The 13,118-nt window shown below is 69.4% G+C and carries 19 protein-coding genes and 1 pseudogene; 8 read left to right on the top strand and 12 right to left on the bottom strand.

Going from position 1 to position 13,118, the window contains the following annotated elements; genetic code table 11:
• Positions 1-36: 36 nt before the first annotated feature.
• Positions 37-306, bottom strand: a complete 270-nt coding sequence (locus QFZ67_RS35995; RefSeq protein ID WP_307665229.1) for a hypothetical protein — start codon at positions 304-306, stop codon at positions 37-39.
• A 210-nt stretch (positions 307-516) separates the two neighbouring features.
• Between QFZ67_RS35995 and QFZ67_RS35990 the strand changes: the two genes are divergently transcribed.
• The 3 genes from QFZ67_RS35990 to QFZ67_RS35980 all read left to right on the top strand — a co-directional run bounded on the left by QFZ67_RS35990 (position 517) and on the right by QFZ67_RS35980 (position 2,968).
• The gene (locus QFZ67_RS35990; RefSeq protein ID WP_307665228.1) at positions 517-822 is read left to right on the top strand and encodes a DUF6479 family protein; all 306 of its coding nucleotides are present in this window, start codon (positions 517-519) and stop codon (positions 820-822) included.
• Between the two features lie 66 nt (positions 823-888).
• Positions 889-2,037 carry a PAS domain-containing protein gene (locus QFZ67_RS35985; RefSeq protein WP_307665227.1) on the top strand — a complete coding sequence of 383 codons (1,149 nt, stop codon included), beginning with the start codon at positions 889-891 and terminating at the stop codon, positions 2,035-2,037.
• 124 nt (positions 2,038-2,161) lie between these two features.
• On the top strand, positions 2,162-2,968 hold the full coding sequence (locus QFZ67_RS35980; RefSeq protein ID WP_307665226.1) for a VOC family protein: 807 nt from the start codon (positions 2,162-2,164) through the stop codon (positions 2,966-2,968).
• Positions 2,969-3,014: 46 nt separating this feature from the next.
• Here the strand turns inward: QFZ67_RS35980 and QFZ67_RS35975 are convergent, their stop codons facing one another.
• A complete protein-coding gene (locus tag QFZ67_RS35975; RefSeq protein ID WP_307665225.1) occupies positions 3,015-3,392 on the bottom strand; it encodes a DUF2795 domain-containing protein in 378 nt (125 codons plus the stop codon).
• A 253-nt stretch (positions 3,393-3,645) separates the two neighbouring features.
• Here QFZ67_RS35975 and QFZ67_RS35970 point away from each other — a divergent pair, with 253 nt between their 5' ends.
• Positions 3,646-4,437 carry an RNA polymerase sigma factor SigF gene (locus QFZ67_RS35970; protein ID WP_307665224.1) on the top strand — a complete coding sequence of 264 codons (792 nt, stop codon included), beginning with the start codon at positions 3,646-3,648 and terminating at the stop codon, positions 4,435-4,437.
• Positions 4,438-4,499: 62 nt separating this feature from the next.
• Positions 4,500-5,204: an ANTAR domain-containing response regulator gene (locus tag QFZ67_RS35965; protein WP_307665223.1), complete on the top strand. Its 705-nt coding sequence runs from the start codon at positions 4,500-4,502 to the stop codon at positions 5,202-5,204.
• A gap of 2 nt (positions 5,205-5,206) precedes the next feature.
• Here QFZ67_RS35965 and QFZ67_RS35960 read toward each other — a convergent pair whose 3' ends face one another.
• Both QFZ67_RS35960 and QFZ67_RS35955 read right to left on the bottom strand, forming a co-directional pair.
• The gene (locus tag QFZ67_RS35960; RefSeq protein WP_307665222.1) at positions 5,207-6,430 is read right to left on the bottom strand and encodes an aromatic acid exporter family protein; all 1,224 of its coding nucleotides are present in this window, start codon (positions 6,428-6,430) and stop codon (positions 5,207-5,209) included.
• 59 nt (positions 6,431-6,489) lie between these two features.
• Positions 6,490-6,735, bottom strand: a complete 246-nt coding sequence (locus tag QFZ67_RS35955) for a DUF5133 domain-containing protein (RefSeq protein ID WP_373430167.1) — start codon at positions 6,733-6,735, stop codon at positions 6,490-6,492.
• A gap of 166 nt (positions 6,736-6,901) precedes the next feature.
• Here QFZ67_RS35955 and QFZ67_RS35950 point away from each other — a divergent pair.
• From QFZ67_RS35950 to QFZ67_RS35940, 3 genes and pseudogenes are all read left to right on the top strand, one after another.
• Positions 6,902-7,033, top strand: a pseudogene (locus QFZ67_RS35950) (IS5/IS1182 family transposase); the annotation flags it as partial.
• Positions 7,034-7,218: 185 nt separating this feature from the next.
• The gene (locus QFZ67_RS35945) at positions 7,219-9,513 is read left to right on the top strand and encodes a SpoIIE family protein phosphatase/ATP-binding protein (RefSeq protein WP_307665220.1); all 2,295 of its coding nucleotides are present in this window, start codon (positions 7,219-7,221) and stop codon (positions 9,511-9,513) included.
• A 17-nt stretch (positions 9,514-9,530) separates the two neighbouring features.
• The gene (locus tag QFZ67_RS35940; RefSeq protein ID WP_373430166.1) at positions 9,531-9,671 is read left to right on the top strand and encodes a hypothetical protein; all 141 of its coding nucleotides are present in this window, start codon (positions 9,531-9,533) and stop codon (positions 9,669-9,671) included.
• Between the two features lie 18 nt (positions 9,672-9,689).
• On the opposite strand, the gene QFZ67_RS35935 is transcribed toward QFZ67_RS35940, so the two are convergent.
• Genes QFZ67_RS35935 through QFZ67_RS35900 form a run of 8 tightly spaced genes read right to left on the bottom strand, consistent with a single transcriptional unit; the run spans position 9,690 to position 13,016 of the window.
• A complete protein-coding gene (locus tag QFZ67_RS35935; protein ID WP_307665219.1) occupies positions 9,690-9,974 on the bottom strand; it encodes a gas vesicle protein K in 285 nt (94 codons plus the stop codon).
• Positions 9,971-10,174, bottom strand: a complete 204-nt coding sequence (locus tag QFZ67_RS35930; protein WP_307665218.1) for a gas vesicle protein — start codon at positions 10,172-10,174, stop codon at positions 9,971-9,973. Before QFZ67_RS35930 ends, QFZ67_RS35935 begins: the two co-directional genes overlap by 4 nt.
• Positions 10,171-10,932 (bottom strand): GvpL/GvpF family gas vesicle protein, encoded by a 762-nt coding sequence (locus QFZ67_RS35925; RefSeq protein ID WP_307665217.1) that lies wholly within the window; start codon positions 10,930-10,932, stop codon positions 10,171-10,173. Before QFZ67_RS35925 ends, QFZ67_RS35930 begins: the two co-directional genes overlap by 4 nt.
• Positions 10,929-11,285 carry a gas vesicle protein gene (locus QFZ67_RS35920; RefSeq protein ID WP_307665216.1) on the bottom strand — a complete coding sequence of 119 codons (357 nt, stop codon included), beginning with the start codon at positions 11,283-11,285 and terminating at the stop codon, positions 10,929-10,931. Before QFZ67_RS35920 ends, QFZ67_RS35925 begins: the two co-directional genes overlap by 4 nt.
• A complete protein-coding gene (locus QFZ67_RS35915) occupies positions 11,282-11,527 on the bottom strand; it encodes a gas vesicle protein GvpG (protein ID WP_307665215.1) in 246 nt (81 codons plus the stop codon). The genes QFZ67_RS35920 and QFZ67_RS35915 overlap by 4 nt, the downstream gene beginning before the upstream one ends.
• A gap of 3 nt (positions 11,528-11,530) precedes the next feature.
• On the bottom strand, positions 11,531-12,247 hold the full coding sequence (locus tag QFZ67_RS35910) for a GvpL/GvpF family gas vesicle protein (protein ID WP_307665214.1): 717 nt from the start codon (positions 12,245-12,247) through the stop codon (positions 11,531-11,533).
• The gene (locus QFZ67_RS35905) at positions 12,244-12,666 is read right to left on the bottom strand and encodes a gas vesicle structural protein GvpA (RefSeq protein WP_307665213.1); all 423 of its coding nucleotides are present in this window, start codon (positions 12,664-12,666) and stop codon (positions 12,244-12,246) included. The genes QFZ67_RS35910 and QFZ67_RS35905 overlap by 4 nt, the downstream gene beginning before the upstream one ends.
• Positions 12,667-12,683: 17 nt before the next feature.
• On the bottom strand, positions 12,684-13,016 hold the full coding sequence (locus tag QFZ67_RS35900; RefSeq protein ID WP_307665212.1) for a gas vesicle protein: 333 nt from the start codon (positions 13,014-13,016) through the stop codon (positions 12,684-12,686).
• Between the last annotated feature and the right edge of the window lie 102 nt (positions 13,017-13,118).

Genomic DNA, 13,118 nt, shown 5'->3' with positions numbered 1-13,118 from the left:
AGGCTCCCCCAGTGATCGTCGGTGTGCGACTGGGCTTCAGCCGGAGGGTTCGTCCGGGATCGGCTGTTCGGGGTGTACGCCGCCGCTGCGGGGCGCACCGCGGCGGCCGGCCCCTGTCTCGTCCATGTCGGGGATGCTCTGGTCGGGCTCGTTCTTCTGCTCGTCGGATTCGTCGAGCTCGTCGGGGCGGGGTGCGTCGAGCGGATCGTCGCCGTCCTGCGGCTGCTGCTGATCGGGCGGGTCCCGCGGCACCGGGGTGCCGGTATTCGTAGGGTCTTTCTGGTCTTTCGGCCGGTGGCCAGTCATGGCGTCCTCCCATCCGTGCGGAGGAGACGAGTGCCCTACTTGGCGGGAATCAACCGGACGCCGAGGTGGGCAGCGACCGGCAGCGAAGGCCTGGGCGAGCACCGGAGCGGACCCGGGCCTGATCACATGGATGAACGGAAATGACTAATCAGGGCGATGGGGGTACGCGATGAGTACGCGGAACGAGGCGGACCTACCGAGGAGGACCTGATGTGGACAACTCTGTACGTCGTCGGGATCGGGCTGGTCGTGGCATTGATCTGGCTGGTCTGGTGGGACAGTCGCAGGAAGCGCGACCAGCCGCCGCATCTGGAGGAGCAGCCCCGGCACCCCAAGCACCGTGCGCACATCGAGGAAGCACGCGAGCCCGACGATTTCGGGGCGGAGGGCGACCGTCTCGGCCCGCACGAACTCCATGGCTACGGAAACATGGGTTCCCGGCCCGCCCGCGAGAAGCGGCCGTCGCACGATGACGACAGCGGTGGAGCCCTCGGCAGCGGCGGACACGAGAGCTGACGCCCCGGCACCGCATGGTTTCGGCCCGGTCCATCGACTGACCCGCCTGTCGGTTAGCTTTCACTTATGACGCAGACGGATGAGTTTGGTGAGGACCTTGCGGATTTCGCCAAACGCGTGGGGGAGCTGAGGGCGGCGCGGGGTCTGCCGTTGCAGGAGCAGCACACTCTTCTTGATGCGGCTCTCTTCGAACTGCAGCATGTCGCCGAGAATCTCTGGCCGAGGTACGAGCGGCTGGCAGCGCAAGGCCCTGGCAAAGCCTCCGCGGACCGGGCGGAGGAGCAGCTGCTCAAGGCCGTATTCCAGCTGCTGCCCGTGCCCGTGGCCCTGACCGGCGGTGACACGGTGGTGAGGCGCATGAACGCGGCCGCGACAGAACTGACCGGTGTCCGCGCGGGCCATGCGGCAGGCAGGCCGCTGGCGGGCCTGCTGCGCCCGGGCGAACGGGCGGCCCTGCGGTCGCAGGCGGCTGCGGTGGCACGCGGAGAGGGCGACCGCAGCCTGCGGGTGCACCTGCAGCAGCGGCCCAGCGAGCCACTGCTGGCCACCCTCACCGCCCTTCGTACGCCGAACGAACCGCACCCGGCCGTCCTGGTGGTGCTCCAGAGCGACGCCGTCCGCACCGGGCTGACAGCCCGCTCCGTTGCCGGAGCGCGCCCACAGTTGCCCGACCTGGCCGAGGCCACCAGGCATGCCGAGCTGATGGACCTCCTCGACAGCATGACAACCGCTCTGCTGAGCGGCCCGGTCGCGGACCCGGAGGGGATCCTTGCCACGGCCGCCCCGGTGCTGGACGGCCGGTTCGCGGACTGGGTGATCGCCGACCTGTTCGCTGACGGCCCGCTCAGACGCACGACGGTGCTCGGCCCCGCCGGAGCAGGGGCAGAGGCGCTGCTGACGACGATCACGGACCAGGACCCGGCGGCCTGCCCTCTTGTGGTGGAGACCGCGCGCAGCGGATCGGCGGCACTCCAGGTACGGCCGGACGACCTGGAATGCTTCGGCGGCGACGACACCGGCGCATCGGTCCTCCTCCAGGCAGAGGTGACGTCCCTGCTCTGCGTGCCGCTGCGGGGCCCGCAGAACGGCGGCCCCGTACTCGGCGTACTGACGCTCTTCCGGACCGGCACGAGACTCGCCTTCTCTCTGGCCGAGGCCCGCGTCATCGACGTAATCTCCCACCACATCGCCCTGGCGATGCGACGACCCGTATGACCCCGGGATCCGCATGGGCTCGCGGGCATCGCTGCCCAGGGGGAGGATGGCGCTGGGGGTGAGGCAGAGCGTGTCGGGCGTTTCTGCCCCGTGATGCTCTCCTTCGATCGGGACACTGATTGTGATGGACAAGAAATCAGCGGCGGCAACGTCCGCAGGTGTGACATCAAGCCATGAGGTGTTCGGTGCCCCGTGCTGGATCACCCTGATGGCACGCAACATGCAGGACGCGCAGAATTTCTACGGCGCGGTCCTCGGGTGGCGGTTCCGGCGAGCGAAACTCGGCGCCGAGTTCAGCCTCGCCCTGTCAGACGGCGCGCCGGTCGCCGGTATCGGCGTACTCGACGCCGCCCTGCAGGCCCCGGGCGGCTGGACTCCGTACTTCGCGGTCGCCAATGCGGATGAGACAGCGGCGCGTATCCGGGAGCGCAGCGCCACCGTCGCGGTGGGGCCACTCAGCCTGTCCGTGGGACGTGGCGCGCTGGCGGCGGACCGGGACGGCGCCGTCTTCGGCATCTGGGAGGGAGAGCTCATCCCCGACTGGCTGACCTGGCGCAAGAATGCACCCGCCTGGGTGCACCTGCGGACCCGGAACGCCTTCGACGCCGCGATCTTCTACGGAGAGGTCTTCGACTGGGCGTCAGACAAGGCCGGCTGCTGCCAGGTCGACTACGAGCAGGAGGAGGTCGTGCTGCGCCACGAAGGGCTCGTGGTCGCACGTCTGAGCTCCGGCGCGGCGGAAGCGGCCCCGGACCCCATGATCCGGCCCCGCTGGCACGTCTACTTCCCCGTTGCCGACGTGGAAGCAACCGTCCAGGCGGCACGGCACAACGGCGGCGAGGTGCTGGCCCGCAGCTCCACGGACCATGGCTCGGAGGCGACGCTGCGCGACGCCGAGGGCGCGATGTTCACCATCACTTCCAGGGCGTAGTCACGTCACATCGTCCAGCGCTGTGCCATTACCGCCATCGGGCCCGCTATCGGTGCCTGGCCACGGCGCTGACGACCTCATGAGCAGTCCGGTACGTCCCTTGCGCCGGCAGCTCGCTGACGAGCTCGATGAGTCGGTCGGGGGCGTGGTGCCGCTCCAGGGCCTGAGCCAGTTCCCGGGGCGTGGCGGGGAAGGCCGTACGGCCCAGGTGCCGGGCCAGCTCGAACCGCATCGCGTCCTCGGGCCCGAGTGAGCCGAGCGAGGGCACCGGACCCGATGCGATGTCCGGGTCGTCGTCCGCGGCGGGCTCGGGGTCGTGCCACTCCTCTACCCGGGTGGGGTGTCCTGACCGGAGCAGCCCCTGCAGTTCATGCTTCATCTCGTCGTCCCTGCGGGCGCTGAGACGGTCACTGCCTCGCTGCATGTTTCCCTCCTAGAGGCTGGGCACTGGTCCGCGTACCCGATCTGCCACCCGTAACACGAGCTGAGCGAGCATTTCGAGCCAGTGCGACCACGCACGTTTCCGTGCCATGCAGGCGGGCAGATGCGTCGTGTGCTTCGGACAGGAGGCACGCCCGTGGGAGCGAAGGCTCCGGGTGTGTCCTGCCCGCTCGGTCTCCCACGGTGAGAGCAAGCCCCCACCGGCGACAGAAATCTCTCAGGGAGCTCCGAGCATCATGCGCACCAACGCACACTCCAAGCACCCGCACTCCGATGCCCCCGACACCGCGAACGCCTTCCGCAGGATGTCCGCTCTGCCCGACGGGCCCGAGCGTGACCAAGTCCGCCAGGAAATCATCTGTGCCTGGCTGCCCATGGCGGACCGGCTCGCTGGCCGCTTCCGCAACCGGGGAGAGAACATCGAAGACCTCAAGCAGGTCGCGGCTCTCGGCCTGGTCAAGGCCGTCGACGGTTACGACCCCGCCCGCGGCAACGCCTTCGAGAGCTACGCCGTGCCGACCGTGGTGGGCGAGGTCAAGCGCCACTTCCGGGACCATATGTGGACCCTCCATGTGCCGCGCCGGGTCCAGGACCTGCGAAACCGGGTCCGGTTCGCCCGCCAGGACCTCGCCCAGACGATCCCCGGCCGCGCCCCCACCAATGCCGAGATCGCGGAGCACGCCGGTATGACGGAGGAGGAGGTGCGCGCCGGGCTCGACGCGCTCGACAGCTTCACCGCTCTCTCCCTCGACGCCGAGCTGCCCGGCTCGGACGACGGCTACGCGCTGCGCGACACCCTCGGCACCGCCGACCCGGCGCTCGACGTGGTCGTCGACCGGGAAGCGGTCAAGCCGGGGCTGAGCCGACTGCCCGAACGCGAGCAGCAGATCCTCTACCTGCGGTTCTTCCGCGACATGACGCAGAGCAACATCGCCGAGAGCCTCGGCATATCGCAGATGCACGTGTCGCGGCTGATCAGCCGCTGCTGCAACCACCTGCGGGAACAAGTCATGCAGGACGCCGCGTAGCCGGGGCGGGGTTTCCCGGCAAACAGGACGGGCAACCGCATCCCGGAAGGAGGAACTACGCCATGCCGCCCGCACCGGAATTCACAGCCGACCCCGCCTCAACAGCCCGTGAGCTGTCGAAATTCACCGAGCAGGCGATGCAATGCGCGAACGCGTGCTGCGGAGCCGTAGCCACCGTCGCGAACGGCAGTTCCGACCGTCGCTCGACGGCCACGCATCCCGATCTGACGGCGCTGCTCTCGGTGGAGCTGGCGTCGGGCGAGGGGCCTACGCCGAGCGCACTGGACGCGGGCGAGCCCGTGAGTGCTCAAGACCTGCTGACCGAGGACCGGTGGCCCGACTATCGCGCCGTCGCCCTCGATTCAGGCATCAGGTCCAGCGTGACGATGCCATTCAGCCGGACCGAGCTCGAAGTGACGCTCAGCCTGTACAGCTTCCAGCCCGGCGCGTTCACCCAGGTCTCCCACCAGCCCGTGTACATCCTCGGCGAACACTTCGCGGAGGGGCTGGTGCGCGACCACTACTACCGGGCCGCTCTGGCCGAGGTGGACCAGCTGGAGAGCGCGCTGCGCTCACGCCCGGTCATCGACCAGGCGAGCGGCATTCTGATGCATGTCATGGGATGCGGCCCCGCGGAGGCCTTCGGGATGCTCCGTCGTCTCTCACAGCGCAGCAACCGCAAGCTGGCGGAGGTTGCCGAAGCCGTCGTACGCAACATGGGGAACGGCCTCGAGAAGGAACTGCCCGGACTGGCCCCGCCCCCGTAGACTCAGTCGGCGGCCCTGCGACGGCGCTTCCCCAGTATCCATTTACGGATCGCTGCCAGCCGGGGATACCGTTCATGCTGCTCACGGGTGACACGGTCCAGCTCCTCCATGAGGCGCCGGGAGCGATGTTCCGTATCCAGCTCGTCCAGGATCCGGTCGATCTCGGTGAGCAGCGCGCCTTGCAGCTGCCACTGGCTGGGGTGCCGCTGAATGTCCCGGAGCAGCATCTGCGCCACCTCCTCGCGTTTGACGGCCGCTGCGGCGAGCTCCCCGGCCAGCCGGGTTTCCGCTGCTTCGGCGCTCTCGCTCACCTGCGTGGTGACCAGGACCGCGAAGCTGACGAGGGTGTCCGCCACATGGGCGAGCAGTTCCTCGATGGCGACTGCCACCTCCTGCGGGAACAGGGCTTCCTCTTCGCGTTTCTTGGCGAGGTCGGTGAATGTCCTGGCCAGTACGCGCAGGACGACCGCGCAGATCTCGAGGGTGTCGAGCCCGGTGCGCAGGACGACGCGGTGCAGCAGTCCTTCCTTGACCCGGGGGTTGAGCCGGAGGCTGTCCTCCGCCTGACGGAGCGCCGCGTCGACGTCGGCGATGTCGTTGTCGAGACGTCGCGCTTCGTGCAGATGGGCGGCGGCGCGCTCCACCGGGGTGGGGCTGCGCAGTTGCTCGCCGATGCTCAGCAGCAGTCGGCGCATACGGCGGGCCAGATCCTGGATGGAATCGCCGGCCGTGCCGACCCATACCGGGGGCACGAACAGGACGTTGAACAACAGGCCGACCACGGCGCCGATCAGCGTCTCCAGGACCCGGTCCCAGGCGGTGTCCCCCACCCGCGTCACTCCGAGGACGAGCATGGCGCTGATCGCGACCTCTGGAACGAACTCGCTCACGCGGACGATCCGGCCCACGATCAGGGAAGCCAGGATGATCAGGCCGAGGCTCCACCAGGTGAGTCCGACGAGCGCGCTGAAGCCGATGGCGAGCAGCACACCGGCGACGACGGAGTTCACCCGCCGGACGCCTGTGGTGAGCGTGGCGTAGAGGGTGACCTGGACGACGAGCAGGGCGGTCAAGGGGGCGGTGAGGGGCGCCGGTTCGCTGCTCAGCTGCAGGGCGACGACGTAGGAAATGGTCGCGGCCGCGGTGGAACGAACCGTCTGGCCGACGGCGGGCTCCCTGGCGAGCTGGGCCAGCCGCGCTCTTACTGAATCACGGACATCTCGCACCCGTTGGTCCTTCCCGCTCGTCAGCAGGGCAGACCTGCCTGGCTGTGAGCGCGCCCGGGTCAGCGCCGCCTGGAGGTGCCGGTGGGGCTCCCGGCGGGCCGCGGGGTCGGCCGTACGCGACCGAGGTAGCGTTCCGCCGCAAGCATCGCTGCACGGGCCGTACGCTCGCCCATCAGCACACACAACGTATAGGCGGTGTCCTCGAAGCGCCTTCGGGCGATCGGGTCGTGCGGGGCGGCCAGAACGAGGCGTTCCTGGGCCCGGTAGCGGGCCATCACCCTTGCGATCACATCTGCGTCAGGCATCAACATCAGTGCCCTCCCGGAATGAGACCACCAGCAGGTAGTCGGGCCGGCACTCATTCTGATCCGCGGCGGTCACGTCCGCCATCCGTATGATTACGTTCAGTGACGAGGGCTTGGGCCGACCGTCAAATGGTGAGGCCAGTCGTCGGCTGACTGCCCCGGCCGACGCCGGCGGGTGTCGGACCGCGTCGTGTTCGAGCACATCATGCCGGCACTGGTCCACGGCTCAGGGTACGAGCGGATTGCCGGCCCGGGGTGCTCCGACCGAACGATCCGACGCCGTGTCAAACAGTGGGCGCCGGCGAGGGGGGCGGCAGGGGCCCCGTTCCTCCCCAAACGTCTGTTGGACGGCGGAGACCGGAACGGTTGTGCCGGGCAACCGGGATCAGGGCGTGACGTCGGCCTGTGCCCGAGGCGGGCGTGATCGACCTGACGGGGCATCCCCATCAGCCGAAAAAGCAGCCAATATCCGACAATAAGGATATGGCCAAGGTTTTCGACCGATCCGGGGCTCCGCCCGTCCGCCTCGGTATGTACGGACTCGAGCCCGTGGGCGTGAGCGGCCTGGCCGACCGCCGGCTTCCGGTCGGACTCGGAGCGGCGGCCGCCGCGCTCGCCCTGGCCACCGCCGTGACGGCGCTGCTGCGCAAACGGCTGCGGCGCCAGACCCACGGTCCAGATCCGGCCGAGACGGCCCGAACGTACGAGCACGCCGTGCTCCACTCCGTCCGCGAAGGTGTGCTGGTCACCGACGGGGACCGGCGGCTGATACTCACCAATGAAGAGGCCCGCCGACTGCTCCAGCTGCCGCCCGACGCGGAGGGACGTCACGTCAGCGAACTCGGCCTCGCCCCGACGCTGGCCGCTCTGCTCGCCTCGGAGCGCGAGGCCATCGACGAGGTGCACTCGGGCCATGACCGACTGCTGGCCGTCAACCACCGGCCGATCGACTGGGCCGGCAGCCCGCCCGGTGGCGTCGCGACATTGCGCGACGCCACCGAGCTGCGTGCCCTCTCGGGCAAGGCCGAGCTGGCGCGCAAACGCCTGAAGCTGCTGTACGACGCCGGGGCGGTGATCGGCACGACGCTCGACGTGCGGCGTACGGCGGAGGAGCTGGCGGAGTACGTCGCCCCAGGGTTCGCGGATTTCGTCACCGTCGACCTGTTCGAGAACGTGCTGCGGGGTGAGGATCCGCCGGCCGGCGTGGGCGAGATGCTCCGCACCGCACTCAGCGGAGTCGCCGAGGACCATCCCCTCCTCAAGGTGGGCGACCTCGTCCCGTACGGGCCGCCCGGGATGCCCTGGGATCTCCTGTCCGGGGAGCCGGTCGTCATCCCCGACCTGAGCGGCCCGGCTTGGGCACTGTGGCGAAAACCGCATCCCGAGCGTGCCGCGAGGATGATCGACTACGGCCTCCACTCGACGATCTCCGTTCCGCTGCGTGCCCGGAACGTCGTGCTGGGTACGACCAACTTCTACCGCTTGACGGGGAGGGAATCGTTCGTGCCCGACGACATGTCGTTCGCCAGGGAGCTGGTCGCCCGCGCGGCGGTGTCCATCGACAACGCCCGCCGCTACACCCGCGAGCACACGATGGCCGTGACACTGCAGCGCAGTCTGCTGCCCCGCGGCCTGCCCGAGCAGAACGCCGTCGACGCCGCCTACCGCTATCTGCCCGCGCAGGCGGGGGTGCGCGGCGACTGGTTCGACGTCATTCCGCTGCCGGGCACGCGCGTTGCGCTGATCGTGGGCGATGTCGTCGGGCACGGGCTGCACGCGGCCGCCACGATGGGGCGGCTGCGTACGGCGGTGCACAACTTCTCCTCGCTGGACCTGCCGCCTGACGAACTCCTCTCACACCTCGACGAACTGGTCGCCCGGATAGACCAGGACGAGGCGGCGGCCGACATCGGCGGCGCCGAGCACGGTGGCGAGCAAGGCGCCGCCGACGGCGGCGTCCTGGGCGCCACCTGCCTATACGCGATCTACGACCCGGTCTCCCGCCGCTGCACCGTGGCCAGTGCCGGACATCCGCTGCCCGCGCTCGTCCATCCGGACGGCACCGTGGAATTCCCCGAACTGCCCGTCGGCCCACTTCTCGGCCTGGGAGGCCTGCCCTTCGAGGCGGCGGAGCTGGAGCTGCCCGAGGGCAGCCAGTTGGTCCTCTACACCAACGGGCTCATCGAGAGCCGCAACCGGGACCACGACGTCGGACTGGAGCTGCTGCGCAGTGCCCTCGCCAGTGCGGAGCGGCCGCCGGAGGAGACCTGCCGGGTGGTGCTCGACGTCCTGCTGCCCCCGCGTGCCGCCGACGACATCGCCCTGCTTGTCGCCCGTACGCGCGGGCTGAGCCCTGATCAGGTGGCCGACTGGGACGTGCCGTCGGATCCCGCGGCGGTGGCGGGCATGCGCGCCGAGGCCACACGCAAGCTGGAGGAATGGGGCCTGGAGGAGGTGGAATTCACGGCCGAGCTGATCCTCAGCGAGCTGATCACCAACGCCATCAGGCACGCCACGGGCCCCATCCGGGTGCGGATGCTGCGCGACCGGACGCTGATCTGCGAGGTCTCCGACACCAGTAGCACGTCACCGCACCTGGGCTACGCCGCCGTCACGGACGAGGGCGGCCGCGGGCTCTTCCTCGTCGCCCAGCTGGCCGAACGCTGGGGCACACGGTACACCGCCGAGGGCAAGGTGATCTGGGCGGAGCTGGCCTTGCCGACGCGTGAACCCGAACGGCTGGTGCCGCAGTTCGCTCGACCGACGCGCGGGACCTGACAGCCCAGCGGGAGACCATGCTGGGCCTCGGCGTTCCGGAGGAACGGATCTACCTCCTCCATCTCGCCGCCACACTCGTCACGCCCCGTATGCTCATCCGCCGCGCGACCAAGCGCCACCGCTGGGGCGACCGCCCCGCCACCCGGCGCCTCAAGTGATCCATTTTCCGGTCGGTCTTAACCGGCCCTGGGGAGCAGCGGTCCCAGCGGCCCGAGATCGATGTTGAGGTCCCCCGGCTCCAGCCCGAATGTGTCCCGCAGTACGTCCATGCGGTCTTCGAGCAGCATCAGGGTCAGTCCGATCCGCTCCTCCTGGTCCTCGCTCAGGTCGCCTTCGTCGACCCGGCGCAGCGCCTGGCGCTCCATGAGCTGGCGGAGCAGTTCCACCACGGTCAGGACCAGCTTGGCGAGGTCGCGTTCGACGGTGTCGGGGTCCAGGTCCAGCCTGCGCGGGGCGCTCACGGGGACTCCTCCCACAGGGACGGGACCCGGGCGCTGACGGAGCTGATCAGGGCGTTGAGGTCGATCCGTACGAGATCGACGTCCGCTATCCGCAGGGTGAGGTTCCCCGTGATCACCACGCCACCGGCGAGCAGCCGGTCGAGCAGATCGACCAGCGCGATGTCGCGCTGCGCAAGAGGTGTCGGGCCGGTGACCGTCATCGGTCGTCCTCCTCGCCCGCGAAGGAGTACGGGGCCCAGGGGCCGGTCAGTTCGACCCGCAGGCCCGGCCCGTCGGGACGGAGCCGGTCCAGGCACTCGACGAAGGCTGTGCTGTCCTCGCGCGGGACGAGATAGGCGGCGTTGAGGACGTTGTGGCCGGGGGCGTTGGAGAGTTGGGCCTGCTGCGGCCGGTGCAGCATTCCGGCCTCGGCCCGCTGGGAGAGTTCCTCGTGCAGGCGCCGCGACACCGCGTCGGCCAGCTCCCAGGTTCCTTCGCGGGAGCGGCGCTCATTCAGGCGCCGGCGCAGATATTCGCGGCCGGTGGGCGCGGCGTCCGCCGGGGTGTCCGCCTCGCGCGCGGGTGTCTCCGCGTACACCTTCACGCCCCACTCGACGCGCCCGTCGAGCCGCTCCAGCGTGCGTACGAACCGGTCACGCCCCGCGTCGAGCAGCCGGCGCACCCCGCTGTCGTCCCGGCAGACGGTGGCGAGCCGGAGCGGCAGCGGGCAGGTGACCGAGGTGAGGGCCCCGACCACGGCCTGGTGGGCGCGAGCGGTCCCGGTCAGCCAGTCGAGGTCCTCGAGCCGGGCACGGAGCGGGATCTCGTCGAAGTCGTCGGCGGACACCGAGGACACGACCGCGACGAGGTCGCCGTGGGACAGCAGGCGCGGTGGCTCGCCGGCGATGCCGCGGAGGTCTTCGGGCAGCGCCCCGTCGAAGTGGCGGGTGACGGCGTAGACGTAGCGCAATTCGTTCATGCGGGATCCCTGCGTTCGCTCCTGGTCTCGGGGACCGATTCCAGTTCGGCAATGCGGCGCTGCAATCGCTCGTTCTCCTCGGCCAGTTCACTGCGGCGGGCGCCACAGGAGAGGGCGGGATCGTCCTCCCACCAGTCGATTCCCATCTCCTTGGCCTTGTCCACGGAAGCGACGACGAGGCGGAGTTTGATCGTCAGGAGTTCGATGTCCAGGAGGTTGATGCGAATGTCGCCGGCGATGACGATGCCCTTGTCGAGCACGCGCTCAAGAATGTCGGCGAGATTCGCACCGTCAGAGGAGCGGTACGCACTGGGCAGGCCGCCGGCGACCCCTTCGAGTTGCCGGTTGTTCATCGTGTCTGCCTTCTGTTCTGAATGGTCTCCAGCCGGTCGAGGAGTTCGTCCTCGCGGCGGTCGAATTCGTCGTCGTCGATCTCCCCCGCCTCGAACCGCTCGGCGAGACGCGCGAGTTCGGCCTGGACGACCGACGGGTCGTAGTACTGCCGCTCCGCCTCCTCAACCACCTGGCGCAGCACCCACGCGGTGCCGCGCACAGGGGCTGTGGGCAGGAGCAGCAGCTCTCCCAGCAGGCCCATGGGTCACTCCACAAAGCTGTACGGAGGAAGGGGCCCGGTCACGGTCAGTACGAGGTGCGGCTGTTCCTGCCGTACGGCTTCGACGGCGGCCACGAACTCCGCGATGTGTTCGCCGTCCACGAGGAAGGAGAGGTTCGTCAGCCAGCCGGTGCTCTGTGGACCGGCGCTGACCTCCTCGGCAGCCACTTCCAGCATCGCCCTGAGCAGATCGGCGTCCTGGGCCTCGCGCAACCGCACTGCGGACGCGATCCGTTCGCCGAGCTGGAGCTTCCCCTCGTACGAATCGTCGCCGTCGGACCGGCCCGCCTCGGCCATGGCCCGCAGCTCGGGGTCGTCCGCGAGCACCCGGCGCAGGACGGACTGCTCGTCGTGGGAGGCCTTCACGTTGTATTCGGACTTGCCGTCGAGGGCCCCAAGCCGCTCCAGATAGTGGTCCTCGCGCTCGGCGAGGACGGCTGCCAGTGTCTCGTCGTCGGGCGAGAGGCCGCCGAAGCGCAGGGGAAGGACCGTGCCCTCCGCCCCCGCCGCCCGAAGGACGTGCTGATGCGCGAGCAGGTCGCGCCGTTTGGGCCGCAGGCTCTCGGGCGCATCGCTAACCAGGGCCATGAGCCGGCCCTGCCGCAGGACGCGCACGGGCTGCGGCGGATCCCCGACGCCACCCACCTGCTCCGGAGGGCTCGGGTGCGTACTCCTGGCGATGCCGTAGACGTACGTACTCACTCCGACTCCTCCTTCCTGCTGCGGGACGAGGTGCGCCTGCCGCGCGGCTTGGATTCGGTCTCCTCGTCATGGTCCTTCGAGAAGGCTTCCGAGATGGTCTGTGCCGCGCCGGACAGCGCGCCCTTGGACTTGCCGCGGGCGCCGGACTCGGTGATCTCCCCCACCAGGTCGGGCAGGCCGGGGTCCTTGCGGGGCCCCGCCTCCAGGTCGAGGCGGTTGCACGCCTCGGCGAACCGGAGATAGGTGTCGACGCTGGCCACCACTACCCGAACGTCGATCTTGAGAATCTCGATGCCTACGAGCGACACGCGCACGAACGCGTCGATCACTATTCCTCGGTCGAGTACGAGTTCCAGGACGTCGTACAGACCGCTGCTTCCGCCTGATCCTCCGGCCTGCTGTGCCGGTACAACCGTCATCGTTGGCTGCCTCCTTGTCATGTGGGTCGCGGGCGGGACGGGCCTGCGGAGTCCGCCCTCCCCCGTACGTAGCGACGGATCCTGCGGTAACCGGTCAGCTCGGCCTGGAAGTCGAGAGTCACCTCGTAACTCGCAAGCAGGCTCGTCGTGTCGGGGATCCGGCTCAGTTCCAGCACTTCGATCTCCAACGACCAGCCGTCGTCGGTCTCCGTGAACGAGGAGACCGCGTCGGCCTCCATCCCGGTGAGCTCCGCCAGCTGTGCGCGCGCTCGTCGCGCCACCTCCAGCAGGCTCAGCTTCTCCGCCGCGCTCTGGTTCTTCTTCCCTGTGTTCTCCGATGAATTGGCCATGTCACCTCGACACTGCGAGTAACACGGTTGAGCCGCACCAAACCCCAACTCATGACTCGGCGTGCCGATGGGCGCCCGGCAGGGGAGAGTGGAAGGGACTGC

The sequence above is a fragment of the Streptomyces sp. V1I1 genome, assembly GCF_030817355.1.
Classification (GTDB): domain Bacteria; phylum Actinomycetota; class Actinomycetes; order Streptomycetales; family Streptomycetaceae; genus Streptomyces.
This window is presented reverse-complemented; position numbering and strand designations above follow the sequence as displayed.